Below are 25,258 nucleotides of genomic sequence, written 5' to 3'. Positions count from 1 at the left end.
GGTCACCTCGCCTCGAGCATCATGCGCAGCGCGGTCGCCCTCGCGCGCCAGTCGTGCCCGGCGGCCGCGCGGCGGATCTCCGCCGGATCCCGCGGCGCCGCCGCGATCCGGGCTGCGAGCGCCGCGAAGGCATCGGGTGTCGCCGCGGCATGCACCCACCGCTGGTCCAGCCCCTCCGACGAGCCGACGTCGGTCGCGACGACGGGCACGCCGGCGGCCAGGTACTCGACGGTCTTCAGCGGGAAGCTGCGACGGTTGAAGACAGTGTCGCGATACGGCGTGAGTCCCACGTCCATCGCCCGCAGGTACCGGACGAGCCGGTCGGGGGGGACCTCGCCGGTCCATCGCACGCCGGGGTCGGCGATGAGGCGGTCGAACGCATCGTCGTCGTCGCGCGACGAGAACCATCGAGGCCCGACGAGCAGCAGGCTGAGGCCGCGAGCCCTGACGGCGAAGAGCGCGTCGAGGTCGGTCCGCGAGTTGAACTGCCCCACCACGCCGGCGATCGGATGCGTGAGGCCCTCTGCTGCCGGGCTGGCGCGCTCGATCCCGTCGAAGCGGGACAGCTGCGCGCCGTTCGGCAGCCAGCGGGACGATGCCGCGCCGCGTTCGAGATGCCTGCCGAGCTCCCGCGAGACCGCGAGCACAAGATCGGCACTGCGCAGATTCCGTTCGCGTGCGGCGCTCAGGTAGCGCCGGCTGACTCCCCAGATGCTCGCCGCCTCGACGTAGTCGTCCGTGGCGTAGTAGACGCGGTGGCCCGCAAGGTCCCCGGCGAGGTCGAGCATCGGCGCCGTCGTCGACGAGATCACGACGCTCGGCTGGATGCGGTTCGCCGCGAGGTAGCGGCGCGCTGCGTTCGCCCGGCGCCGATTCGCGAGGTCGCGCAGCACCGGGCGCTGGACGCCCGCGATGGTGCTCGCGCGGAGCCGGACGATGTTCGGATGCGGATGGGTCACGGGTCGTACGACGCGGTCGCGCGCTCGCAGCACGGAGTGCGGTGTGTCCACCCAGACGATCTGACGCTGTTCGGCGAGCTCGGTCGCGAGGTGCCGGTCCGTGCCCGCGAGCGTGTCCCAGCCGACGCCGGGGAACCACAGGATCGGTCCTTCTGACGGCGTCTGCGCAGGCCGTGGTGCGGGCCTGCCCGTCGCGGCCACCGGCACAGCGTTGAAGTCGTCCGTCCGCCGCTGTCCCCGCACTCGACGGGAGAGCTCACCAGCGTGGTAGGCCGCGAACCTCGTCGAGGAGCGCAGCACCTCGCTCCACTGTCGCTGCTGCTGGGCCCGGGTCGAGAAGGCGTCTCGGTAGATCGCGAGCTGGCGCGCCGCGGCGTTCTGCAGTGAGAACTCCTCGACGAGTCGGCGACCGAAGGAACCGAGTTCCTCGCGCCGCCGCGCATCGGACAGGAGCGGTGCAAGCTCGCCGGCGAGACGCGCCGAGCCCGCATCGCGGTCGTCGCCGACGCCGTACCAGCCCTGCCAGCGGAACGTGTTCACGCTGTCCTCGGTCAAGGTTCGGAAGTAGCCGTGCTCGCCCTGCACCACCAGCGGTTTGGCGAATGCAAGTGAGCGCAGCGCCGATCCACCCATGCCGAGCATGACGTCCGCTGCCGCGTATGACGCCCGCGGGTCTTCGAGCTCGCCCGTGAGGACGACCGCGCGGCGCGCGAGCCGCTCGTTCACTCGATTGGCGGCCGCCTCGATGTCCCTGCGCGCCTTGCCATCACCCACGATGAGCAATTGGAACGGTGTCATGTCGTCGAGCTGCTCGGCCACGTCGATCGCGGTGAGGATCCCCTCCGCCTTCAGCTCCGGAACCAGTCGGCTGACGACCGCCACGACCGGGAGGTCGAGGAGCCCCCACCTTCTTCGGAACTGCGCGACGTCTGCCGCGTCGACGTCCCCGTTGTGGTCGAGGTCGACAGGCGGCTCGATGAGGTGCACGCGACTACGCCCGCGAGCCTGCTCGAATGCCGAGATCTGCTGTGTTCCGACGATCAGCGGCATCGACCGCGGCAGGAAGGGGGCGACGGCCATAGACATCACCGTGCAGACGGCCGCCGCCTGCGGCTCGCTCGCCGCGGCCGCCGCGGCCTCGAGCCCAGGTGGCCACTCGTATCCGTGGACGATATCGATGTCCCGCTCGCGGACCACCCGTCGCAGGTCGCGCGCGCCGCCCAGCGACGGGCGCCGCCTGTTCTCGGACGCCTCGATGAACTCGAGCCCCAGCGCCTCGATCCGCGCGCAGAGCGAGCCGCGGCGCCCATAGACGATGCACGTGTGGCCGAGCTTCGTCATCGCGGCCGCGAGCTCGATCGCATTGATCTGGCTGCCGCCCATGTTCAGGTCGTGCGGATACACCAGGATCCTCATGCGGTCCCCCTGCCGCGCACGGCGGCCCGTAGGACCCTCAGGTCGCCCCGAAGCCGGAAGGCGAGCGCGGCCGCCGCCAGCAGGGCGAGTGTGCCGGCACCCGCGGCAGCCACGAGCGGCAGCGCCGTCGAGGTGCTCAGCATCCAGGAGCCAGCCCACGTGAGCACCCCTGCGGCGAGCGGCATCGCGATCGCCGCGAGCACCCCGCGGACCCGCACCGCAATCCGACCGAGGCTCACCAGGTACATCGGAGCCGCGAGCACCAGCGCGATCCCGAGCTGCACGGCTGCCACCCCACCCAGCCCGTACGGCCCGGCGACGAGCAGCATGAGCGGCAACGCGGCGGCGAACGAGACCCCTTGGATGATGAGCACCGTGCTTGAACGCCCGGCGACCACCAGGTAGTCGTACGAGAGCTCGAACCAGATTTTGAGAGCACCGAGCGCCGCGAGCCACAGCAGCGGCTCCGCCGCAGGCAGCCACGCGGGCCCGTACACGAACGCGACAACGGGGCCGGCGGCGCCGCTGAGCGCGAGGCAGACGGGGATCGCGAGGCACGAGAGGAGGGCGAGCACGCGGGTGAAGTTCTTCGACATCCGCTCCGGCTCGCGCTTCATCGCCGAGAACGCCGCCGGCGCCACTGCCCGCAGCGGCAACGAGAAGATCGAGACCGGCCAGGTCGCGAGGTTGAACGCGAGCACGTAGAAGCCCAGCGCCTGCGCGCCCAGCAGCGACCCGACCACCAGCTGATCAGCGTACCCGGAGGCGAACACGATCATGCTCGCCGCGGCCAGCGGCAGCCCGAAACGCAGCAGGCGGCGTGCGATGGCGGTGTCCCAGCCGAACCGATATCGCACCGGCGATGAGCGGATGATCATGATCCCGAAGACGATGCTCGCGACCAGCCGGCCGACAGCCAGGCTCATGGCACCCCAGCCGAGGAGAACGAGCAGCAGGGAGAGTCCGGCTCCCAGCCACGTATTGACCTGATCGGCGAGCGTGCGCTGCTTCTGCAGGAACTCGCGCTGCATCACCGCGGCGGGCGTCGCCACGAGCCCGTTCAGCAGGATCGAGACTGAGATCACCTGCACCACGGCTGTCGCGCGCACGTCCCCGAGTGCAGCAGCGATCCACGGCGCCCCGAAGAACACCACCGCCGTGAGCAGCGCGCTGCTCGCGACCGCGACCGTGTTGATGGTCGGCGCGATCGTGGCAGGGTCGTCGCGCCAGCGGATCACCGCGAGGCTCACGCCGAGCTCGTTGAAGCTCAGCACAGCCATCAGCGTCACCGTCGCGATCGCGAAGATACCGAACTCCTCCGGTCCCAGCATCCGAGCGAGCGCAATGCCGATCGCCAGTGTGCCGAACCGCAGGACCAGCGTGTTTCCGAAGCTCCAGCCGAATGCTCGCGACGCCCGTAGCGCCAACGATGCGCCGGTGGGCTCGGTGGTCATGAGGTCACCGGCAACGCGCGTTGCATCGCCTGCTGCAACGCTCGCACCACACGCTGCTGCTGCGCTTCCGTGAGATGCGGGAACATCGGCAGCGACAGGATGCGGTCCGCCGCGGCCTCCGCCACAGGGAACTGCCCGCGGCGATACCCGAGCGCCGTGTACGCCTCCGTGAGGTGGATCGGTGTCGGGTAGTGGATCCCGACTCCGATTCCCGCGGCCGTGAGATCGGCCGCGAGCCGGTCGCGTTCCTCCACCCGGATGACATAGAGATGCCAGACATCCGCGTTGCCGTGCCGTTCGGTCGGAAGGCGCACGCCCTGGACAGCCGCCAGGAGCATCGCGTACCGGTTGGCGGCCGCGCGGCGCGCTTCGTTCCAGGCATCCAGCCGGCGCAGCTTCGCCCTGAGCACCGTCGCCTGCACTGCGTCCAGGCGGGCGTTCATGCCGACCCGGTCGTGCACGTACTTGACGCTGCTGCCATGCCCACCGAGGTTGCGCACCACGTGCGCGATCTCGGAGTCGTTGGTCATGATGGCGCCAGCGTCTCCCGCCGCGCCGAGGTTCTTGCCCGGATAGAAGCTCGTCGCGGCCACCCGGCCGATGGATCCCGCGCGCCCCGACTGCCCGGTCGCGCCCTGCGACTGCGCTGCATCCTCGACCACGACCAGGCCGTGCCGCTCGGCGATGGGCGCGATGCGGTCCAGCGGCGCGGTCTGGCCGAACAGGTGCACGGGCGCAATCACACGCGTCCGCTCGGTGATCGCGGCCTCGATCGCGTCGGGATCGATGAGGAGGTGCTCACCGTCGACGTCGACGAACACCGGCACGGCGCCGAGCCGCGACGCAGCCTCCGCGGTGGCGATGAAGGTGTTGGCAGGCATGATGATCTCATCGCCGGGCTGCACGCCGACGGCGCGATACGCCAGTTCCAGCGCGTCGGTGCCGTTCGAGACGCCCACGACGTGCTCCACGCCCATGTACTCCGCGAACTCCCGCTCGAAAGCATCGACCTCGGGCCCACCGATGAAGCTCGCGGACTCGAGCTGCCGCCGCCACACCGGCAGCACCTCGTCCGCGATCTCGGCCTGCTGCGAGGCCAGATCGAGGAACGGCACCCGCATGGTCACCGCCGCTCCCGCAGCGCTCGCGCCGGGACCCCGGCCCAGGTCTCGCCCGCTGGCACGTCGTGCAGCACCGCGGCCGCCATGCCGATCGTCGCCCCCGCACCCACGGTGACGCCCTGCCTCACCGAGGCGTTCATGCCCAGATACGACGCCTCACCGATGCGCACACCGCCTCCGAGCGCGACGCCCGCGGCGAGCGTCGTGAAATCCTCGAGGACGTCGTCGTGGGTGACCGTGCAGTTGGGCATGATGACCACGTGCGCGCCGATCGCGGCATCCGCAGTGACGACGACACCGTCGAGCAGAATGCTGCCGGGGCCGACGGTGCTCGTGCCGAGGCGTGCCGACTGCGCGACGAAGGGCGCGAAGCGGCCGTCCGCCACGTCCAGCGCCCGCAGCCGCAGCACGACATCCCGCCGACTCCTGCTCGGACCGACGCATACGAGCAGCCGCTCCTGACTGTTCCGGGCCTCGTCGATGCCGCCGACGACCGGCACGCCGCCCACGGAGGTGCCGTGCAGCGCCGCGTCGTCGTCAAGGATGCCGACGACGTCAGTGACGCCCGCCGCGATCACCTCGCGCGCAAGTCCGCTCGCGCCCAGGAGCAGGAGCCCGACGCTCACGCCGCAGCACCCCCCGGCCGTTGCAGCACGGCGATCACGCGGCGCTGGTCCTCGTCGGTGAGCTGATGGTAGACGGGGAGGATGAGCGTGCGGTCGTTCAAGTGCTCCGTCACCGGTAGACCAGCGTTCGGCGTCAGAGCGCGGTACGGCGGCTGACGGTGGGCCGCCATGATCCCGCGCCGAGCCGAGATGTCCGCACGCGCGAGCGCCACGAGGAGTCCGTCGCGGTCCGTCGGATACTCCGGTTGCACCTCGACCCAGAACGACTGGAAGTTGCTCGTACCGTGATCGGGATCCGAGACCGCCCGCAGTCCCGGGATGTCGGCGATCGCCGCCTGGTACCGCTGCGCGATCGCTCTGCGCCGCGCGACGATCTCGGGCAGCCGGCCGAGCTGGACCAGCCCGACCGCCGCCTGCAGGTCGGTCATGCGGTAGTTGTAGCCGACTTCGGTGTATTCCTCCGCGGGAGCCAGCACGGATGCATGGCGATCCGCCGCCGACACGTTCATGGCGTGCTCGCGCAGATGGCGGGCGCGATCGGCCCAGTCCCTGCGATGGGTCGTGATCATGCCGCCCTCACCGGTCGTGAGGAGCTTCCGCGGGTGGAATGACCACGCGGTGATTGCCGCGCCCGCCCCCACAGGTCGGCCCTTGTAGGTCGAGCCTGCGCCGCACGCGGCATCCTCGATCACCAGGATGTCGCCCGGGTCCGTGACCGCACGAACGTCGTCGAGGTCAACAGGCACGCCGCCCTGATCGACGGCGATCACGGCGCGCGTGGCGGAGGTGAGCGCCGCATCGATCGTGTCCCCGGTGACGTTGCCGGTCACCGGGTCGACGTCGGCGAAGACGGGATTGGCCCCGACATGGCGCACGGCGTTGGATGTCGCGATGAACGAGAACGACGGCACGACGACGTCGTCGCCCTCGCCGATGCCGGCGACGATCAGCGCCAGGTGCAGCGCCGTGGTGCAGCTGCTGGTCGCAACAGCGAACGGAGCCTGCATCGCGGCCGCGAACTGTTCCTCGAACCGCACGACCCGTGGCCCTTGCGCGACCCAACCGCTCGCGATCACCTCCGCGAGGGCGTCCGCCTCCTCCTGGCCGAGCCAGGGAAGCATGACATTCACTCGGCCGGTCATGCGACGGTGACCTCGCGACCGCCGGAGATCTCGTCCCGCAACGGCTGCCACCACTCCACCAATCGACGCAGGCCCTCCTCGAGGCCGATCCTCGCCTCGAACCCGAGCTCCCGCCTCGCGGCGGTCGTATCCGCGAGCCGTCGCTCCACGCCGTTGACCGGACGCTCCGGACCATGCTCGACCCCGAGGTCGGAGCCCATGACCCGCAGCAGCGCCTCGGCGAGCGCGAGCAAGCTCGTCTCCTCGCCGCTGGCGATGTTGTAGTCGCCGTCGACGATGTCGCTCTGCGCCGCCAGCACATTCGCGTGCGCGATGTCGGGCACGCAGACGAAGTCCATGGTCTGCAGCCCATTGCCGAAGATGAGCGGCGGCTTGCCGTCAGCGATCCGTTCCATCCAGCGGACGAGCACCTCGGTGTACAGGCCATGCACGTCCATGCGGGGGCCGTAGACATTGAAGTAGCGCAGGATCACGTAGTCGAGGCCCTCCATGGCACGGAAGCTGCGGATCAGACCTTCGTTGAACGACTTCGCGGCCCCGTACAGCGTGTCGTTGTTGTGGTGGTGATGACGCTCTGGCGTCGGGAACTGCTCTGCCATGCCGAACACCGACGCGCTTGATGCCGCGATGAGCTTCGAGACCCGGTGCCGAGCCGCAGCCTCCACGACGTTGAAGGTGCCGTCGACGAGCACCTCGAGAGCGAGCCGTGGTTCCTCGGCGCACTGGGTGATGCGGATCGCGGCCTGGTGGAAGACGAGATCCTTGCCGACGGTCAGTGCATCCACCACGCTCGCGTCGCGGATGTCTCCGTCAATCAGCGTCACGCGCCCGGTCGCGATGGCGTCGTCGAGGTTGGCGCGGCGTCCTCGCACGAGGTTGTCGAGCACATCGATGCGCGCAACACCGGCGTCGAGCAGTTGGTCGACCACGGTGGACCCGATCGTGCCGGCGCCACCCGTGACGAGGACTGTTGCGCCTTCCAGCTGCGTCATCTGACGAACCCTTCTTCGAGTGTGTGGTGCGTGACGGGCAGGGGTGCACCAGCAACGGCGAGGCTCGCGGTCGCGGCCTCGAGGACGGCGAGGACGAGCAGACCCGACTCTCCGCTCGTCCTGGGTGCGCGGCGCTCACGCACCGACGCCGCGAGCTCAGCGACGACGCCGGCGAGCGCCTCGCGCTCAGGCAGCGCAGGAGCCCAGGTGTCGCCGAGCCTGTAGGAGATGTGTGCGGCACGAGCGTCAGCGGCGGTCGCCTTCGAGACTGCAGCGATGTCGACCCCCCGGTCATAGACGCTCAGCCGCTGCTGGGGGTTGAGGTCGTCCCACACCAGCGTCCGCTTGGTGCCGCCGATGACCATCTGCCGGATCTTCGTCGGGCTCAACCAGTTGACGTGAATGTGCGCCATCGCGCCGCACTCGAGCGGCATCGCAAGGTAGCCGACACACGACTTCCCCGTGCCGAGCGGATCCGAGCCGTGCGCGGAGACCGACGTCGCGGCCAAGCCACCGGGAAGCACGAAGTCCATGATCGAGAGATCATGCGGGGCGAGGTCCCAGAAGACGTCGACATCCGGCTGGATCAGCCCGAGGTTGATGCGCACGCTGTCCACGAACAGGATGTCGCCGAGCTCCCCCTCGGCAATCAGGTCGCGGATCTTGAGCACTGCTGGCGTGTAGCAGTACGTGTGGTCAGCCATGAGGACCAAGCCTTGATGGCGCGCCAGCTCTACCATCTCCAGCCCGCGTTCGCGCGTGTCTGCAAGCGGCTTCTCCACCATCACGTGCTTCCCGGCCCGGAGCGACGCCATCACGATCGGGTGGTGCGTGCGCGCCGGCGTCGCAATCGCTACCGCGTCGATGGTCGGATCGTGCAGCACAGCGGCGAGATCGGCCGTCACGGGGGCTCCGCCGATGCGGTCCGCGACCCGCTGGGCCTTGGACACGTCGAGGTCGCAGATCACCGCGAGCTCGCAGTCCCCGCTCGCCTTGAACGTGCGCGCAAGATTCGGACCCCAGTAGCCTGCGCCGACGACCGCGACGCGCAGGAGATCGCTCATCGCTCCCCCTTCCGACCGCGGCTGCCGTCAAGGCGCCGCGGGCACCGAAGCCGCACCTCGTCCTGCTGCACGACGGTGGTGTTCGCGGGCAACCTCTGTGTTCGGGCAACGCTGCCCTTTCTCGAAATCTAACGCCGTGTCTGTGCTGCATCCGCAATCTGTGCTTCGCCTAGCAGTATCTTGAGGAACCCAGCCGCGGCGCCGACGTTCCTGAGCAAGGAGACCGCAATGTCCCAAGAACCTGTCGTCCAGGTGAGTGCTGACGTGGCCGCCAGTGCGCGGCTCGGAGCCCGGACGCGAGTCTGGCATCTCGCTCAGGTGCGCGAGGAGGCCCAGCTCGGCTCCGACTGCACCGTCGGCCGCGGCGCGTACGTCGGTCCAGGCGTGGTCATGGGCAACGCCTGCAAGCTGCAGAACTACGCACTCGTCTACGAGCCAGCGCGCCTCGGGGACGGTGTGTTCATCGGGCCGGGCGCGGTGCTGACCAACGATGTCTTCCCGAGGGCGGCGAACCCCGACCTGAGCGTGAAGAGCGCGGCGGATTGGGATGCCGTCGGTGTGTCGATCGGAGATGGCGCATCGATCGGAGCCCGCGCGGTGTGCATTGCACCGGTCGTCATCGGCAGCTGGGCGCTCGTCGCGGCCGGCGCGGTGGTGACGGAGGATGTGCCTGACCACGCGCTCGTCGTCGGCACACCGGCGCGGCGGATCGGTTGGGTTGGACGTCGCGGCAAGCCGCTCGAGCCGGATGGCGACCGCTGGGTCTGTCCCGAATCGGGCGAGAGGTACCTGCAGAACGGCGACGGCCTCGCCTTGGCAGACTGAACGCCGGCTGCCCGCCTGCTGGTGGTCGGTCGAACCGATCAGACGTGCCCGCAGCGGTTCCGCAGGTGCTCCCGGATGCGTTCGCATGATCTCCGGGCGGCATTCGAGCTGACCCTCAGGAACGGCTCAGCAGGCACCGATCCCCGCAGTTGCAAGCGTGCGCGGATCTTTGCGTGCCGTCGGTTGTTCGCCATCGGAAGTTTGCGCATACTGTTACCAAACACTGTTACCAGTCACGGACACGTGGTCCGGTGGTGGGCAGGGAGTGGGGGCAGACGTGCAGCGGGCGGCATCACCGGCGGGAGCGCGATGGTTCGGCGGGGCGCCGGCGGCGGCGGGGGTCGGGTTCGTTCCGGCCCCGATGCTCTCGGGTGCGCAGTCGCCGCGGGCGACGCCGGCGCTGGCGCTGCGGATGCGGCGGGATCGTCGGATCCGTGCGCGGCTGTCGCTCACCGACGCGTCGATCATCCTGTTCGCGACCGTCGCGACGACGGTGGGCGTGCTGTGGGCGACGCCGACGCTCACCGTCATCTCCCCCGAGCTCGTGCTGGCGACGCCGGCGATCGTGGTGGCCGTGTGGCTGATCACGCTGGCCGGGTTCCGCTCGCGGGAGATGTCGGTCCTCGGCTCCGGAGCGCTCGAGTACCGCAGGGTCGTGCACGCGACAGCGCTCGCGTTCGGCGCGCTGGCCGTGCCGTGCCTCGCCTTCGACTGGCCCGCGATGCGGCTGCAGCTGCTCATCGCGCTGCCCGCCGGTCTCCTCGCGCTGCTCATCGGCCGCTGGCAGTGGCGCCGGTGGCTCCTCAGCCGTCGGCGCATCGGCGAGCACGTCGCCCGCACCATCCTGGTCGGCGACCGCGACGAGGTCGCCTACGTGCTCGAACGACTCGCCAGCATGCCAGATCTCAGCTACCACGTGCTCGGCGCCGCGATCGACGACACCGACCCGCAGCCGCTCACCCTGCACGACCGCACGATCCCGGTGCTGTGCTGCAAGGCAACGCTCAGCGAGACCGCCGAGCGCATGGGCGCCGACACCGTCATCCTCGCCAGCAACCCCGACGCGGACCCCGACTACCTCACCCGACTCAGCCGCCAGCTCGAGGGCACCTGCGCCGAACTCGTGCTCTACAGCCGACTCACCGACGTCGCCGGCCCACGCATCTCCTTCCGCCCCGTCGACGGACTCCCCCTCATCCACGTGCAGATCCCCACCTTCGACGGCGGCAAGCACCTCCTCAAGCGCGCCACCGACATCATCGTCGCCAGCCTCGCCCTCATCGCCGTCGCCATCATCTCGATCCCGATCGCGATCGCCATCAAACTCGACTCCCCCGGCCCCATCCTCTTCCGCCAGCAGCGCGTCGGCCGCGACGGCCACACCTTCACCATGCTGAAGTTCCGCACCATGCACATCGACGCCGAACAGCAACTCGCAGCACTCAAAGCGCAACACGACGGCGCAGGCCCCATGTTCAAACTCCGCCACGACCCCCGCGTCACCCGCATCGGCCACTACCTCCGCACCCACTCCCTCGACGAACTGCCACAGTTCTGGAACGCGCTCACCGGCGACATGAGCGTCGTCGGCCCACGCCCACCCCTCCCCGACGAAGCCACCAGCTACGACGGCACCGTCCTGCGCCGCCTCTACCTCAAACCCGGCATCACCGGCCTCTGGCAAATCAGCGGCCGCAGCGACCTCTCCTGGGACGACAGCGTCCGACTCGACCTCCGCTACATCGAGAACTGGTCCGTCATGCACGACCTCATGATCATCTTCCGCACCGCCCGCATCATCGTGCACCCAACCGGCGCCTACTAGGAGACCACCATGCGAATCGCGATACTCGGCACCCGCGGCGTGCCCGCAGCCTACGGCGGCTTCGAGACGGCGGTCGAGGAGATCGGCTCGCGGCTCGCCGCGATCGGCCACGAGGTCACCGTCTTCGGGGACCGCACGCACGCAGACGTGACGGAGTACCTGGGCATGCGCATCGTGCACGTGCCCTCCGTCCCGCTGAAGCAGCTCGAGACCCTCAGCCGCACGGGGATCGCAACGCTGCGAGCGCTGGCAGGCGTCAAGCCCGACGTTGCGTTCGTGTTCAACGCAGCCAACGCGCCGTACGTGTCACTGCTGCGAACGCGCGGGGTCCCGGTCGCGGTGCACGTCGACGGCCTCGAGTGGCAGCGCGCCAAATGGGGCGGAGCGGGTCGTGCCTACTACCGCTGGGCGGAGCAGCGATCGGTGCGCACGGCCGATGCGCTCATCGCCGATGCACCGGGCATCGTCGAGTACTACGCGACCGAGTTCGGCGCGCCGACCGAGTTGATCCGCTACGGGGCCCCGCTGCTGCAGCACGGCGCCACGGCACCGCTCCGCGCCGTCGGACTCGAGCCAGAGGCCTTCCACCTCGCCGTCGCGCGCTTCGAGCCCGAGAACCACGTGCTGGAGATCGTGAGGGGCTACCGAGCGAGCGAAGCGCGGCTGCCGCTCGTGGTGGTCGGCTCCGCGCCCTACAGCGCCGACTACACGCGAGCGGTGCACGACGCGGCGATGGGCGACGAGCGCATCCGACTGCTCGGCGGCGTCTGGGATCGGGAACTCCTCGACGCGCTCTACACGCACGCCTACACCTACATCCACGGCCACTCCGTCGGCGGCACGAACCCGTCGCTGCTTCGCGCCATGGGTGCCGGCACCGCGACGATCGCATGGGATGTCGGGTTCAATCGTGAAGTGCTCGACGACGACGCGTGGTGCTTCGACAGTCCGGCGTCACTCACGGCGATCCTCGCAGAGGTGGAATCCTGTGAGCCGCAGGTGATCGCACGAGGCCTGCGGAACCAGGCTCGCGCGACGCGCGACTTCCGCTGGGACGATGTCGCCGACAAGTACGAGCGCCTCGCCCTCGACCTGGTCGCGGGCGCATCGATCCACCCCCTCACCCGGCACGCGCGCCGCGTTGAGCGCGAGCTCGACTCCCACACGTCGCCCGTGCTCGCATGAAGGCTCTCCGGCCGCGCAGGGGCCGATCGGCCGGCGACAGATCATGAGCGCCGCACCGCGCACGATCAGCTTCGTCACGGTCGTGTTCGAGCCTGAGATCGCTCTCCTCCGCCTGCAGGCCCGATCGCTCGCACGCTTCCTGGACGAGGCGTGTGTGGCAGAGATCGTCGTGCTCGACAACTTCGTGAACGGCATGCGCAGCGGCACACGACGCCGCCTACTCGCCGAGTTCGGTCCGGCGCTCGCGCCCCGCGTCTCGATCATTCGCACATCGAAGCTGGGCGTGCACCACAACACCGAGGGGTGGCGCAGTCAACAGGCTGCGAAGCTGCTCATCGCCAAGCACATCGACACCGAGCACTACGTGATCCTCGATGCGAAGAACCATCTCATCGCGCCGGCTTCCATCCGTGACTTCGTTGACGACACGGGGCGGGCGCTCGGTCGCACGCATCCGTACAGCGGCCATCCGCTGCGCGGTGATCTCGAGCGCACCCTTCGCCATCTGGGCGCCGATGACGCAGAGGTGGCACGCGCCCTGCAGGACTTTCCACCGACGGCCACCCCGTTCGTCATGGAGACATCGCTCGTGCTGCGCATGATCCGTGGTGTCGAGTCGGCGGCGGCAGCACCCTTCGCGATCGCGTTCGAGCGGGCGAGGCTGCTCGAATTCTTCCTCTACGCCGGCTGGTCGATCCTGCGCGAGCACCGGGTGCCCATCAACGGGGCCCACATCCCCGCCGCGATCATCTGGCCCAGCCGCGCGACGGAGCAGGGGGCGTCAGATGCGATCCGGGAGGTCGATGAGGCCAGCGCGCACTGGTTCTCCGTGCACCGCCGGGTGCTCGTACGCGCGGATGCTGCGACGAGGCAGCGCATCATCGACTTCTGGGTCTCTCGCGGACTCATGGACACGGCGGAAGCGGGGCGGTTCGTGCGGAGCTTCCGTCGGGCCTACGTGCCCGCGGTCGCGCGTGCGCGGATCGCCGAGCGGCTCTCAGGCCTCGGTGGTCGCTGAATGACGCGAGGGCGAGGCACGACGCGCGCCGCGGCGGCGACCGTCGCTGGGTGCATCCGCGTAGTAGGTGTTCCGATGGCTGGATGCTCGCGCGTTGTTGAGCACGATGCCGAGGATCCGACCACCGGCGGATTCGATCGAGCGCACCGTGTTCGCCAGCTGAGCTCGCCGGGTCTTCGACGAATCCACCACGATCACCACGCCATCGGCAAGCGGAGCGAGCAGGTTCGCGTCGGCAACGGTCAGGACGGGCGGCGAGTCGATGATCACCGCGTCGTAGCGCTGCGACACCGTATCGAGCATCGAGCGGAACGCCTGCGAACTGATGACCGCCGCGGGATTCGGCGGCACCGCGCCGGAGCTCAGCACGTCGGGTCCATGCGCGCCCCAGGAGACGATCGCCTCCGACAGCTCCACATCGCCCATCAGGGCCGTCGTCATGCCCACGGCGCTGTCGTGCCCGAAGAGCGCACCGACCCGCGGCCGGCGAAGATCGGCATCCATCACCAAGGTGCGCGCACCGACATCGGACAGCGTCAGCGCGAGGTTGGTCGAGAAGGTCGACTTGCCTTCGCCAGGCGATGCCGAGGTGATCAGCAGCCGCCGGGAGTCACCGTCCAGCGACGAGAACGCCAGGGCGGACTGGATCCTGCGCACGTCCTCGGCGACGGGACTCTGCGGTTCGCGAGCGACGATGAGGCCCGCCGCCACGTTCCGCTTGGTTCTCGTCACCACGCCGAGCACGGGGAGGTCGGTCACACGCGCGACCGCTGCCTCATTGCGGACGCGCGTGTCGCCAATCGTCGCGATGAATGCCACGAGCACACCGAACAGGAAGCCGATCGCGCCAGCCAGCAGCGCATCGCGCGTCTTGTTGGGCACGGTCTGCACGGTGGGTGGCACCGCGTCATCGATCAGGGAGGCGGTGATGGTCGCCGCACCCTCGACGCTCTCGGCCGCGACATCCTGCACGACCGACGCCAGCTCCTCCGCGACGCTGTTCGCGATCGTGGCTGCTCGGTCAGGGTCGTTCGACGTCGCCGTCACGTCGAGGATCACCGTGTCCTGCGGGATCGAGATGGCGATGGAGCGCGCGAGCTCGCGCGGCTCCACGTTCATCTGCAGCTCTGCGATGACCGGTTCGAGCACGCGCGAAGAGGTTGCGAGCCTCGCGAACGAGAGCATCTGATTCTGCGTGTAGGCGGAACCCTGGTTGAGGTCCGAGCCGGACGTGCCCTGGTTCAGGGCGAAGTAGAGCGATGCACGGGACTGGAACTGCGGCTCGACGGTCGAGGAGATGAGGAACCCGGCGCCGGCGGCCAGGATCGTGAGGCCGACGATCAGCGCCCAGAACTTCCGCAGCGCCTCCCAGACGTGGGCAAGGTTCCAGGTTGCGGGCTCGACGCTCACGATGCAGCTTCCTCGGTCGCGCGACCAGGGGTGCCGTGGTCAGCGGACCGCGAGCGCTCGCGACGTCTCCTCATGGTGGAGACACTACCGGCGCTGGATCCTCGGCTCCGCAACGTCGTGCCGATAGCGTGGACGGGACGATCCCGCAGAGCGGCTCGGCGCTGTCGCCTGGGCTCTGAGCGGCTGATGTGAGGGGGGCCCGGATGCGCGTGCTCGTTGCATGGGCAGATGACTCATCGGCGAACCTCGGGGTGCGCGCGTTGGGACAGGGGTCTGTTGACCTGCTCCAGCGGCTCTGGCCCGACGCCGAGTTCGTCTACATGAACTACCGCAGGCGGCCACCCCAGATCCCGTGGGGCCGAACCCGATCGCTGCTGCGCGAGCGCGTCGAGGGCAGCAAGGGCATGATGGATTGGCTCGCCGGCTTCGATCTCGTCTGGGACACGCGCTCGGGCGACAGCTTCGCCGACATCTACGGGCTGCCACGGCTCACGACCATGTCGCTCGTCCACGAGTTCGCGGTGCAGGCCGGCGCGGACGTTGCGCTCGCTCCTCAGACGATCGGACCGTTCCGCACCGCGCGCGGCAGAGCCCTCGCCCGTCGATCGCTGGGGCGCAGCAGCCTCGTCTTCGCTCGCGACCCGCTGAGCGCCGCATCGTCGACCCGCCTGGGACGCCGCCCGGATGCGGTCACGAGCGACCTGGTGTTCGGCCTCGACCAGCCGCCACCCGGCGCGCCGCGCGACGTGCTGCTCAACGTCTCAGGACTGCTGTGGCAGGCCGACGACCACGTCGACGCATCCTCCTATCGCAGCGCCGTCCACACCATCATCGACGGCTTGCTCGCCGACGGCCGCGACGTCACGCTGCTCCCCCACGTGCTCCAATCCGACACACCGGACAATGACGTGCCCGTGGCGCGAGCGCTGGCCGAGACGTACGGCGAGCGCGTGGATCTGCTGATCCCCGCGGACCTCGTCGAGGCGCGATCGGCCATCGCGGGGGCGAAGCTCGTGATCGGTGCGCGCATGCACGCGTGCCTGAATGCGCTCTCGGTCGGGACCCCAGCGGTCGCGATGGCGTACTCGCGCAAGTTCGCGCCGCTGATGGAGTCGATCGGCTGGGAGCGCGTCGTGCCCATCTCGGATGCCGACGACGTGGCCCAGGCAGTGCTCGGTCACGCGCAGCAGGACGGCCTGGCCGCGGATGCGATCGCGTCTCAGCTTCGCGGGCAGCAGCTGCTGCAGGCGCTCGTGGATCGGCTGGGTTCGCTGTGACCGACGACTTCGAGCGCGCAGTCGCGCAGGTCGTCGACAGCCAAGCGTGCTCTGGCTGCGGTCTCTGCACGCGGCTGGACTCGTCGCTCACGATGCAGCTCGACTCGAACGGCTACCTCCGTCCGCGGTTCGACGGCGATTCGCAGGCGATTCCGAACGCGACGGCGATCTTCCGACGCGGGTGCCCGGGCGTCGTCGTCCGTGGCCTCGCGCCCCCGAAGGACGCGACCGTCCACCCGCTGCTCGGCGCCCACGTGGGCCTCTGGAACGCCTGGGCCACCGATGCAGCGCTCCGCCACGCGGGCAGCAGCGGCGGGGCGCTGACGGCCATCCACACCTGGCTCCTCGACACTGGCCGTGCCGCCCGCGTGACGGGTGCCGCAGCAGACCCCGCGGCACCCCGACGCACCGTGCCGGTCACGATCACATCGCGCGCGCAGGCCCTGCGCGCAGCGGGCTCTCGCTACGCGCCGGTCGCCGCCCTCGACTCCGCAGATGTGCTGCTGTCCGCCTCCGCCGTCTGCGGCAAGCCCTGCGAGATCTCGGCGCTCCGGCAGACGGCGGGCGACCTGATCGACGGCGAGGCGCCGCTCATGCTGTCGTTCTTCTGCGCCGGCACGCCCAGCCAGTCGGGCACGGACGCGCTGCTGGCCGACCTCGGCGTCGACCTGAGCGACACCGTGCACGAGCTTCGCTACCGAGGCAACGGCTGGCCCGGGAGGTTCACCGCGCGCATCGACGACGACGTCGTCTCAGCCGATTATGACGAGTCCTGGGGCCGCCGCCTCGGCCCGACCACGCAGTGGCGCTGCAAGGTGTGCGTCGACGGCGTGGGCGAATCGGCGGACATCGTCTCAGCCGACTCCTGGGAATCTGACGAGCGGGGCTACCCCGTCTTCACCGAGGGCGAAGGGAGGAGCGCGCTCCTCGCCCGCACACCGCGTGGGCGCCAGGCCATCCTGGATGCACATGCCGCCGGCGTGATCGCGCTCGAGCCGCTGGAGGTGTCGCAGCTGGCGCAGGCACAGCCGCTGCAGACGAATCGACGGCGGTTCCTCAGCGCTCGGCTGCTGGGCTCGCGGCTCGCTGGACGACGTCCCCCGGCATACCCGGGCTTCCGGCTGCTGCGGCTCTCGCTCGGCGCCCCGCGCACGGCGCTCCGCACCCTGCGCGGCACGTTCGCGCGCGTGCGCCGCGAGCGCGGCGAGCGCGAGGCTCACTGATGGCGTCATCGCTCGCGCACGACGCCGCCCGCGGTGCATTCTTCACACTGGCGGCGCAGGCGGCGCGCATCGTCCTGCAGCTGGTCTCGGTGGTCGTGCTCGCGCGACTGCTGTCGCCGCACGACTACGGCATGCTCGCGATCGTGCTGGTGGCGGTGGGGGTCGGCGAGATCTTCCGCGACTTCGGGCTGACCTCGGCGTCGATCCAGGCCCCGCACCTCTCGGTCGGGCAGCGCGACAATCTGTTCTGGCTGAACTCGTTGATCGGTGGGGTCCTCGCGGTCATGATGTTCGCGATCTCGTGGCCACTCGGGGCGATCATCGGCGAGCCGGAGATCGTCGGCATGGCGCAGTGGCTCTCGCTGGTGTTCGTCTTCAACGGGCTCGCGACCCAGCATCGGGCGAACCTCATGCGCGACGTTCGGCTGCGACCGCTGGCGATTTCGGATGTCGCGGCTGCCGCGATCGCGCTCGCGGTCGCGATCGTCGCCGCACTGCTCGGGGCAGGCTACTGGGCGCTCGTGATCCAGCAGCTCGCCAACGCAGGCATCGTGCTCGTGGGTGTCGTGATCGCCGGCAGGTGGAGGCCGAAGGCGTACTCTCGCGGGCACAGCGTGCGCGCGCTGGTCACCTTCGGGTGGAATCTCGTCGCCGCGAACCTGGTCCAGTACGCGGCGCGTCAGGTCGACACGGTGCTGGTCGCGATGCGCTTCGGGACGGCGCCGCTCGGGCTGTACAACCGTGGCTTCCAGCTGGTCATGACGCCGCTCGGGCAGGTGCGCGGCCCCCTGCAGTCGGTCGCCCTCCCGGTGCTGTCCCGCATCCAGGAGGATCAGCCGAGGTTCAACAGCTACGTCACGGCGGCGCAGCTCGCGCTCGGCTACCTCATCGGCATCCCCCTCGCGATCCTGGCGGGGCTCGCCGAACCCGTCGTCGCGATCATGCTCGGCGACAGATGGCTCGACGCGGCTCCGCTGCTGCGCATGTTCGCGATCGCCGGCATCCTCACGACGCTCTCGTACGTCGGCTACTGGGTGTATCTCGCACGCGGGCTCGGCGGACCACTGCTGCGCTACACGATGGTCACCGCGACCATCAAGATCGCGTGCGTCAGTGTCGGCTCGTTCTTCGGGCTCGTCGGCGTCGCGATCGGCTTCGCCGTGCACCCGGCCATCGCCTGGCCGATCTCGATCGCCTGGCTCTCTCGCGTCACACCCCTGCCCACGCGGCGGCTCTACGAGGGTGCTGCGCGCGTGTTCGGCGTCACCCTGCTGTCGGGTGCGGCCGCATGGTGGGCGAGCCGGCCGCTCGACGCGCTCGGCCACTGGCCCGAGGTGGGGGTGGGGCTGGCTGCCGGACTGCTCGTCGCCTCGATGTCGCTGCTGCTGCCGATCTATCGGCGAGATGCCGCATCCCTCATGGTCTTCGTGCGGCTGATGCTGCGCCGCCGTCCGGAAGCAGACGCATCGGAGGCAGTCGGCTGAGCCCCGACGCGAGCCGATGCTCGGCGGCCTCGCCTCGTTGTGCGTCCCAGGCGATGCTGAGGCCGGCAAGGAACCAGAGGAACATGCCGAACTGCGTGATGAGCGCGACGGCGAGCAGGGCGGGCAGCTGCGCTGCCACGGCGATGGATGCGGGGTTCGCGCGACGACGCAGCAGCCCGATGATGATCGCCACGAACACCGCCACCACCACGAGCATCGGCACCCACCCGAAGCGGAGCGCGATCAGCAGCAGGGTGTTGTCCACCGACTGCGCGAAGTTGCCCAGGTAGACACCGCCGACGAGGCGGTCGGACCAATCGCCCGCCGTGCCCAGCGGCCGAACCTCGAGCAGCAGCGTGAAGAGATCGCCTCGGTAGTCGGCACTGCCGCCGGCCTCATCGCCCGCGTCGGCGAAGACGCTGCCGATGAACGAGAAGATCAGCGCTCCGGCCGCGAGGCCACCTCCGATGATCGTCCATCGCAGCGCGCGACTGATGCCGGGCAGCAGCATGACGCTGAGCGCAAGCGTCAGCCCGACGGTGATGAGACCGATGCGGCTGAAGGTCACGACGATGGCACCCACCAGTACGGCGAGCGCGAGCAGCGTGATCGGTGTGCGCCAGCGTGCCGCGACGACGAACGCGGCCGACATCGCCAGGGACGCGCCGAGCGCGATCGAGTGCCCGAACGCGCCCTCGGCGCGCAGGAATGATGCCCGCGGCTGGAGCGTCGACCACTGCGCGTACGACCCGGAACCGGGCACGAGCACGAACACGTTGGTCCTGGTCGCGAACTCGACGAGGGCGAGCACCGCAGCGACGACGGCGACCAGCGCGATGGTGTGCACCACGAACGGTGCCGGCACCCGCGTCAGCACCATGCGACCCCAGGCATAGGGCAGCACCCACTGCAGGATCGCGATGACCGACGCGGAGAGCGTCGCCAGGTTCAATGCGAAGAGCACCAGCACGAGCAGCGCGAAGACCGCAACGAAGCCGTCGGCCACGGTGAGCCGCAGATCGGCCAGGTGCGCGATGATCGCCGCGATGGTCACGAGCGTCAGCGCGGCCCAGAAGAAGCCGACCGTTGCACCGATCCAGATCGGCACGAAGAACAGCACGAGCGTCCAGACGACGAACGTCCCGCGGGGACTGGCACGGAACAGCAGCAGCCCCACCCCGCCCGCGCACAGCGCGAGCGGGGCAAGCAGCAGCAGCGAGTCGCTCATCCCCGAACCTCGCGCCGTCGCCTCACACGGCCAATCTACTCAGGCCGCCCTCGGCATCGTCAGCGCAGATCCGTCAGCCGAGGTCAGTCACGCGGAACGCATCGACGGTGAACACGCCAGTGGCGCTCGACGAACCCGAGCGGTTCGAGTGCACGCCGACGGCTCCGCTGGCTTCCGGCCCAGCCGCGTCGGTCGCCACCACCTGCCAGATCGCTGGCTGCGGGGTGCCCGAGCGCCAGATGCTCGCCGAGAAGGTCGTGCTCGTCGAGCCCGAGACCTCCGCCGCCAAGGTGAACGAGTCGCCGGCACCCCGGATGAGGCCCGGCACCTGGTAGCTGCGCAGCACGGTCCTGCCGTGCTGCAGCACCAGCCAGACAGTGCCGTTGTCCCGCAGCCAGGTGCGCACGCGGTAGTCGTCCGTGCCGGTCGATCGGGCGAGGACACCGAAGTATGCAGAGCCTGTGGACGGTGCCTGATCGAGCGAGAAGTCGACCGAGATCCGCACGTTCTGCAGGTCGGCGTCGTTCAGCAGCACGTTGCGGGTGGAGCCTGCTCCGAGCGTGAGCACGCCCGTCCCACCGGCCACCGACAGCGGCGTCGAGCTGCCGCTCTCAACACCCCAGGCGCCGCCGACATCCGCCGAGCCCCAGCCCTGCGAGACCGTGCGGCCGAAGTCGTCCTCCGCGGCGAAGTCACCGGGCACGACCGGGTCCGTCGCGGTCACCTCCCGTGTGGTGGTCGCGGTAGCGCCGTCATCATCCGTCACGGTGAGCGTCACCGTGTAGGTGCCGGCTGCGGCATAGGTGTGAGTCGCCGTGGCCCCCGTGCTTGCTGGCGTGGCATCGCCCCAGTTCCAGCTGTACCCCGCGATGGTGCCGTCAGCGTCGGCGGACGCCGCAGCATCGACAGCCAGATCGAGATCGGCCACCGAGGTGGTGAACGAGGCGGTCGGCGCCGTGTTGCCGCCGGGCGCCGCGGTGACGGTCACCTGGCTGCTCGTGGACGCGGTGGCGCCGTCGTCGTCGGTCACGGTCAGCGAGACGGTGTAGGTGCCAGCTGCGGCGTAGCTGTGGGTCGCAGTGGCCCCTGAGCTGGCCGGCGTGGCATCACCCCAGTTCCAGCTGTAGGCGGCGATGGAGCCATCGGCATCGGAGGACGCCGTGCCATCGACCGCGACCTGCAGATCGGAGACCGCGGCGGTGAACGAGGCGACCGGATCGACATTGGCCGGTTCCCCGCCCGTGTTCGGGTCACTCACCCGCAGACCGTCGAAGGAGAACGCAGCGGTCGACGCCGCGGACCCGGCTCGGTTCGCATGCAGGCTGACCCAGCCTGCGCCCTGCAGTCCGGCCGTTGCGTCCGTCGTGCTCAGCTGCCATGCAGCCGGCTCAGCACTAGCCGCGGGCCAGGCCTTCGCCTGGATCGTGGTCGGGCTCGCGCCCGTCACCTGCACTCGCAGCTGCAGCTCCTGGCCCGCGGTCCAGTTGAGCCCCAGGGGCACCGCCGACAGCACCGTGGAGCTGCCGGAGCGCTGCGCGACGAGCCAGACGGTGCCGTTGCTGCGCATCCAGGCGCGAACCGTGTAGTTCTGCGTCGCGGACTGCCGTGCGGCGATGCCGACATAGGAGTTGCCCGTAGCCGGTGCCTGGTCGATCGAGTAGGTGACGGTGGTCGAGCTGTCGGCGATCGACAGGCCCTGGAGCGCCATGTTGCGGGTCTGGTTGGGCGACAGCGTCAGGATGCCGTCGCCGCCTGCGACCGAGGCCACGGCCGCGGAGCCGAACATCGGTGTCCAGGTGCCGCCGGCGTCGGCGTCACCCCACCCGGCGCTCACCGTCCGCTCGAAGTCGTCCCTGCCCGCGAATGCGGCCTGAGACACCGTCAACTCCCGCGTCGTCGTCGCCGTGGCTCCGAGACTGTCCGTGACAGTGAGGGTGATCGTGTAGGTGCCCCCTGCCGCGTAGCTGTGGTTGGCGGTGCCTCCGCTGCCGGATGCTCCGTCCCCCCAGTTCCACGCGTAGCTGAGCGAGGCGCCGTCGCTGGCGGCCGAGGCCGAGCCATCGACGTCGATGCGCAGTCCCGCCGCTGCCGCGGTGAAGGATGCCGTCGGGTCGGCATGCGCCGCCGTGACCTGGCGGGTCGTCGTGCCCGTCGCGCCCCGGTCATCCGTGACGGTCAGTGTGATCGTGTGCTCTCCCGGTGTCGTGTACGCGTGCGATGCCGTGGCGCCGGTGGCGGCAGCGCTGCCGTCCCCCCAGTTCCACGAGTAGGACGCGATGGAGCCATCGGGATCGGAGGACCCCACGGCGTTCACTGCCACTGCCATGCCGTCGACCGACGTCGTGAACGACGCCGTGGGCGACTGGTTGGCGGCGAGCACCGTGACGTCCTGCGTGACTGCGCCGCTCACCCCCCGGCTGTCCGTCACCGTGAGCGTGACCGCGTACGTGCCCGCCGACGCATAGGTGTGCGCGGGTGCCACGCCAGATCCGTCCGGCGTTCCGTCGCCGAAGCTCCACGCGTATGCGGCGATCGTCGCGCCGGTGTCAGCGGTCGATCCGGAGCCGTCGAACGTCGCCGTCAGGTCGTCGGTCGACGATGTGAACGCGGGGCTGGGCGCTTCCTGGTCGAGACCGGTGGTGTAGTGCGACATGATCTGGCCGCTCGCGAGCGCGTTCGGGTAGATGGCGACGTCGTCGATGCGACCGCTGAAGAAGTCGGACGTCGGTCGGCTCGGCCAGCCAGACAGATTGTCGCCGCCGATTCGCCAGTGGCCGTTGTAGACCTGCGCGCCGACCGTCGACGCGTCGCTGCCGACCAGCACTCCGTCGACGTAGAGCCGCATGCCTTCGCTGCTCTGCGTCGCCACCGCGTGGTGCCACTCCCCATCGTTGTAGGACTGGGCAGAGCTCACGGTGCGCACACCACCGGGGTAGACGCCGAACGTCAGTCGGCCGTTGTTCTGCATGTAGACGTGTCGGTCGTAGCTGGACGAGGAGCCGGTCACCGCGTTGCCGAAGCCGATGATCTTGCCGCCGCTGTTCGTGGTGGTCTGGAACCACGCCTCTGCGGAGAACTCCGACGTGACGGCTCCGCTCGCGGGTGACGAGACACGACCGTTGCTGTTGCCCGCGAAGTCGGTGGCCGACTCGCCGGTGACGCCCGCGACAGCACCAGGAGTCACGCTGCTCGTGCCCGCACCGAACTGCGGATTGCCGCCGCCGGCGTAGTCGGTGGCGATGGTGCCCAACGGATAGTAGATGGAGGCTCCGTCGTCGAGCACGGCGTTGACGTACTCGGATGGCGTGCCAGCACCGACGGTCACGCTGACCGGCTGGCTCGTGACCGCGTTGCCGTCGCCGTCCACCGCGCGCACGGTGTAGGTGTAGGAGGCCCCCGGTGTCAGCCCGGTGTCGCCGAACAGCACGCGCGGCTGCGACTGCGGCCACCATCCCGAACCGACGACCTGTGACTGCACGACTCCCGCGGTGCCAGATCGGCGCAGCTCGTAGGTGAGGTCACGATCGTCGCGATCCCAGTTCGCGGGCATGGAGATGCGCACCCGGCCTGCGACCGCGGAGGACGCGGTCGGCGCACCCCAGGAGGAGCTCGCGATGCGCGGGCCCTGCTTGGGTCCGCCAGGAGGCGTGGTCGCGAAGCGCACGATGCCCTCGTAGCGCTGATTGTTCACCGCACTGAACTCACCGGCGACCGCGAGGTACTGGCCGTTGCCGGTCATCGAGAGACCGGCTTGGTTGAGGCCGGAGGTGTGGCCGATCAGGAAGTCCGGGTACCAGGCGTACGGCTCGGGGGCGGGCGCGCCGCTCCAGTCCTTGTAGATGCTGCTCACCGAGGGGCTGCGCGTCAGCGTGCCCTCGGCGGTCGCACTGAATGCTTCGACGTACCGGTAGGTGCGCGGGCTCAGCTCGGGCGCGAGCCCGACGGTGTCGCACTGGTGGGTGTGGCTCGTGGCGTAGACGATCTCGCCGGTCGAGTAGACGCCGTAGTGGTCGCCGTGGCAGTCCGCGATCCAGCGGATGTCTCCGGTGCCGGCCTCCGCCGCGAAGACGCCCTCGAGGTTGCCGACGGTGACGTTCGCGTACACCCAGCCGGTGCCGTACACGCCGCCGTCATCGGTGTTGAGTGCGAAGATGCCCGCCTTGCCTGCCGAGGATCCGGAGTTCCACCCGTTGATGACCGTGTCGGGGGCAGCCCAGGTGGTGTCGATCGCACCGCTGACAGGGTCGAGCGCCACAAGGCCGCGCTGCACCACCCCGTTGACGCGGTAGAAGCGCCCTCCGGCGATCACATGCGCGCCGCCCGGGTCGATGACCATGGCGTCGCCCTGCAGGTCGGTCGTCGGTGCCCACGGGCGCAGCGCGCCGTTCGCCGTGTCGAACGCGGCGAGGTTGCTGCGTGCGACGCCATTCGCCTGTGTGAACAGGCCCGTCATGTAGACGGTGTCGCCCAGCACAGCGGTCGCATAGACCCCGGATCCGCCGATCGTCGGGTTGAAGCCTGGCACGAGCTGCCCGGTTGCTGCGTTCAGCGCTGCGAAGTTCCAGCGGGTCTCGCCGTTGACCGTGTTGAACGAGCCGCCGATGTAGATGCGGGAACCATCCGGGGACGCCGCGACCGCGCGGATCACGCCGTTCACCTGCGGGGCGAACGGCAGCAGATTGCCGTTCGTGATGTCGAAGGCGAGGATGTTGCTGCGCGGGGTCAGGTTCGTCCCCGGTGCGGCGAGCGGCGCGCGAGCATTCGCGAAGCTGCCTACCGCATAGACGGTGTTGCCGATCATCGTCTGCGCCCAGACGTACCCGTTGTCGATCTGCACCGTCGGCAGCGGGTCGGCCGTGACGACGTCCGCGGTGCGCTGCTGCATCGTGACCGGTCCGGGCGGGACATCGCCGTCCGCGGCGGAGACCGCGCTGATGCCGGTGAGCAGCATCGATCCGGCGGCGATCAATGCCGCGGTGCTGAGCAGCGCTGCCCGCATGGGGCGACGG

The 25,258-nt window shown here is 69.7% G+C and carries 17 protein-coding genes; 7 read left to right on the top strand and 10 right to left on the bottom strand.

What is annotated here, in order from left to right; genetic code table 11:
* Positions 1–2: 2 nt before the first annotated feature.
* Genes ACJJVL_RS08370 through ACJJVL_RS08340 form a run of 7 tightly spaced genes read right to left on the bottom strand, consistent with a single transcriptional unit; the run spans position 3 to position 8,774 of the window.
* Positions 3–2,375, bottom strand: a complete 2,373-nt coding sequence (locus ACJJVL_RS08370; RefSeq protein WP_405218110.1) for a glycosyltransferase — start codon at positions 2,373–2,375, stop codon at positions 3–5.
* Positions 2,372–3,829 (bottom strand): oligosaccharide flippase family protein, encoded by a 1,458-nt coding sequence (locus tag ACJJVL_RS08365; protein WP_405218108.1) that lies wholly within the window; start codon positions 3,827–3,829, stop codon positions 2,372–2,374. The genes ACJJVL_RS08370 and ACJJVL_RS08365 overlap by 4 nt, the downstream gene beginning before the upstream one ends.
* Positions 3,826–4,950 (bottom strand): DegT/DnrJ/EryC1/StrS family aminotransferase, encoded by a 1,125-nt coding sequence (locus tag ACJJVL_RS08360; RefSeq protein ID WP_405218133.1) that lies wholly within the window; start codon positions 4,948–4,950, stop codon positions 3,826–3,828. The genes ACJJVL_RS08365 and ACJJVL_RS08360 overlap by 4 nt, the downstream gene beginning before the upstream one ends.
* A gap of 2 nt (positions 4,951–4,952) precedes the next feature.
* A complete protein-coding gene (locus ACJJVL_RS08355) occupies positions 4,953–5,576 on the bottom strand; it encodes a NeuD/PglB/VioB family sugar acetyltransferase (protein WP_405218107.1) in 624 nt (207 codons plus the stop codon).
* Positions 5,573–6,718, bottom strand: a complete 1,146-nt coding sequence (locus ACJJVL_RS08350) for a DegT/DnrJ/EryC1/StrS family aminotransferase (protein WP_405218105.1) — start codon at positions 6,716–6,718, stop codon at positions 5,573–5,575. Before ACJJVL_RS08350 ends, ACJJVL_RS08355 begins: the two co-directional genes overlap by 4 nt.
* Complete coding sequence (locus ACJJVL_RS08345; RefSeq protein WP_405218103.1) at positions 6,715–7,710, bottom strand: NAD-dependent epimerase/dehydratase family protein; 996 nt, start codon at positions 7,708–7,710, stop codon at positions 6,715–6,717. Before ACJJVL_RS08345 ends, ACJJVL_RS08350 begins: the two co-directional genes overlap by 4 nt.
* Positions 7,707–8,774, bottom strand: coding sequence for a Gfo/Idh/MocA family protein (locus ACJJVL_RS08340; RefSeq protein WP_405218102.1), 1,068 nt, complete (start codon positions 8,772–8,774; stop codon positions 7,707–7,709). Before ACJJVL_RS08340 ends, ACJJVL_RS08345 begins: the two co-directional genes overlap by 4 nt.
* Before the next feature lie 228 nt (positions 8,775–9,002).
* On the opposite strand from ACJJVL_RS08340, the gene ACJJVL_RS08335 reads away from it, so the two are divergent.
* The 4 genes from ACJJVL_RS08335 to ACJJVL_RS08320 all read left to right on the top strand — a co-directional run bounded on the left by ACJJVL_RS08335 (position 9,003) and on the right by ACJJVL_RS08320 (position 13,627).
* Positions 9,003–9,599 carry an acyltransferase gene (locus ACJJVL_RS08335; RefSeq protein WP_405218100.1) on the top strand — a complete coding sequence of 199 codons (597 nt, stop codon included), beginning with the start codon at positions 9,003–9,005 and terminating at the stop codon, positions 9,597–9,599.
* A gap of 361 nt (positions 9,600–9,960) precedes the next feature.
* Positions 9,961–11,424 (top strand): sugar transferase, encoded by a 1,464-nt coding sequence (locus ACJJVL_RS08330; RefSeq protein WP_405218098.1) that lies wholly within the window; start codon positions 9,961–9,963, stop codon positions 11,422–11,424.
* Positions 11,425–11,433: 9 nt separating this feature from the next.
* A complete protein-coding gene (locus ACJJVL_RS08325; RefSeq protein ID WP_405218096.1) occupies positions 11,434–12,609 on the top strand; it encodes a DUF1972 domain-containing protein in 1,176 nt (391 codons plus the stop codon).
* A 43-nt stretch (positions 12,610–12,652) separates the two neighbouring features.
* Positions 12,653–13,627 (top strand): DUF6492 family protein, encoded by a 975-nt coding sequence (locus tag ACJJVL_RS08320; protein WP_405218095.1) that lies wholly within the window; start codon positions 12,653–12,655, stop codon positions 13,625–13,627.
* On the opposite strand, the gene ACJJVL_RS08315 is transcribed toward ACJJVL_RS08320, so the two are convergent.
* On the bottom strand, positions 13,607–15,037 hold the full coding sequence (locus ACJJVL_RS08315) for a polysaccharide biosynthesis tyrosine autokinase (RefSeq protein WP_405218094.1): 1,431 nt from the start codon (positions 15,035–15,037) through the stop codon (positions 13,607–13,609). The two genes, ACJJVL_RS08320 and ACJJVL_RS08315, sit on opposite strands and share 21 nt — an antisense overlap.
* A 203-nt stretch (positions 15,038–15,240) precedes the next feature.
* Between ACJJVL_RS08315 and ACJJVL_RS08310 the strand changes: the two genes are divergently transcribed.
* Genes ACJJVL_RS08310 through ACJJVL_RS08300 form a run of 3 tightly spaced genes read left to right on the top strand, consistent with a single transcriptional unit; the run spans position 15,241 to position 19,021 of the window.
* A complete protein-coding gene (locus tag ACJJVL_RS08310; RefSeq protein ID WP_405218093.1) occupies positions 15,241–16,314 on the top strand; it encodes a polysaccharide pyruvyl transferase family protein in 1,074 nt (357 codons plus the stop codon).
* Positions 16,311–17,537 (top strand): Coenzyme F420 hydrogenase/dehydrogenase, beta subunit C-terminal domain, encoded by a 1,227-nt coding sequence (locus ACJJVL_RS08305; protein ID WP_405218092.1) that lies wholly within the window; start codon positions 16,311–16,313, stop codon positions 17,535–17,537. The genes ACJJVL_RS08310 and ACJJVL_RS08305 overlap by 4 nt, the downstream gene beginning before the upstream one ends.
* Positions 17,537–19,021 carry a lipopolysaccharide biosynthesis protein gene (locus ACJJVL_RS08300; RefSeq protein ID WP_405218090.1) on the top strand — a complete coding sequence of 495 codons (1,485 nt, stop codon included), beginning with the start codon at positions 17,537–17,539 and terminating at the stop codon, positions 19,019–19,021. Before ACJJVL_RS08305 ends, ACJJVL_RS08300 begins: the two co-directional genes overlap by 1 nt.
* Here ACJJVL_RS08300 and ACJJVL_RS08295 read toward each other — a convergent pair.
* Together ACJJVL_RS08295 and ACJJVL_RS08290 are read right to left on the bottom strand one after the other, a co-directional pair.
* Positions 18,954–20,249: a hypothetical protein gene (locus ACJJVL_RS08295; protein WP_405218089.1), complete on the bottom strand. Its 1,296-nt coding sequence runs from the start codon at positions 20,247–20,249 to the stop codon at positions 18,954–18,956. The two genes, ACJJVL_RS08300 and ACJJVL_RS08295, sit on opposite strands and share 68 nt — an antisense overlap.
* A 73-nt stretch (positions 20,250–20,322) precedes the next feature.
* Complete coding sequence (locus tag ACJJVL_RS08290) at positions 20,323–25,248, bottom strand: PKD domain-containing protein (RefSeq protein ID WP_405218087.1); 4,926 nt, start codon at positions 25,246–25,248, stop codon at positions 20,323–20,325.
* Between the last annotated feature and the right edge of the window lie 10 nt (positions 25,249–25,258).

Origin of the sequence: Agrococcus sp. Ld7, assembly GCF_045064095.1 — a bacterium.
GTDB lineage: Bacteria > Actinomycetota > Actinomycetes > Actinomycetales > Microbacteriaceae > Agrococcus.
Note: the sequence above shows the minus strand (reverse complement) of the source record. Positions and strands in the feature narration are given on the sequence as shown.

Bases quoted from the DNA above. Each gene is read 5' to 3' on its own strand.
- ACJJVL_RS08370 (WP_405218110.1), bottom strand. From the start codon at position 2,375: ATGAGGATCCTGGTGTATCCGCACGACCTGAACATGGGCGGCAGCCAG.
- ACJJVL_RS08365 (WP_405218108.1), bottom strand. From the start codon at position 3,829: ATGACCACCGAGCCCACCGGCGCATCGTTGGCGCTACGGGCGTCGCGA.
- ACJJVL_RS08360 (WP_405218133.1), bottom strand. From the start codon at position 4,950: ATGCGGGTGCCGTTCCTCGATCTGGCCTCGCAGCAGGCCGAGATCGCG.
- ACJJVL_RS08350 (WP_405218105.1), bottom strand. From the start codon at position 6,718: ATGACCGGCCGAGTGAATGTCATGCTTCCCTGGCTCGGCCAGGAGGAG.
- ACJJVL_RS08345 (WP_405218103.1), bottom strand. From the start codon at position 7,710: ATGACGCAGCTGGAAGGCGCAACAGTCCTCGTCACGGGTGGCGCCGGC.
- ACJJVL_RS08340 (WP_405218102.1), bottom strand. From the start codon at position 8,774: ATGAGCGATCTCCTGCGCGTCGCGGTCGTCGGCGCAGGCTACTGGGGT.
- ACJJVL_RS08335 (WP_405218100.1), top strand. From the start codon at position 9,003: ATGTCCCAAGAACCTGTCGTCCAGGTGAGTGCTGACGTGGCCGCCAGT.
- ACJJVL_RS08330 (WP_405218098.1), top strand. From the start codon at position 9,961: ATGCTCTCGGGTGCGCAGTCGCCGCGGGCGACGCCGGCGCTGGCGCTG.
- ACJJVL_RS08325 (WP_405218096.1), top strand. From the start codon at position 11,434: ATGCGAATCGCGATACTCGGCACCCGCGGCGTGCCCGCAGCCTACGGC.
- ACJJVL_RS08320 (WP_405218095.1), top strand. From the start codon at position 12,653: ATGAGCGCCGCACCGCGCACGATCAGCTTCGTCACGGTCGTGTTCGAG.
- ACJJVL_RS08310 (WP_405218093.1), top strand. From the start codon at position 15,241: ATGCGCGTGCTCGTTGCATGGGCAGATGACTCATCGGCGAACCTCGGG.
- ACJJVL_RS08300 (WP_405218090.1), top strand. From the start codon at position 17,537: ATGGCGTCATCGCTCGCGCACGACGCCGCCCGCGGTGCATTCTTCACA.
- ACJJVL_RS08295 (WP_405218089.1), bottom strand. From the start codon at position 20,249: ATGAGCGACTCGCTGCTGCTGCTTGCCCCGCTCGCGCTGTGCGCGGGC.
- ACJJVL_RS08290 (WP_405218087.1), bottom strand. From the start codon at position 25,248: ATGCGGGCAGCGCTGCTCAGCACCGCGGCATTGATCGCCGCCGGATCG.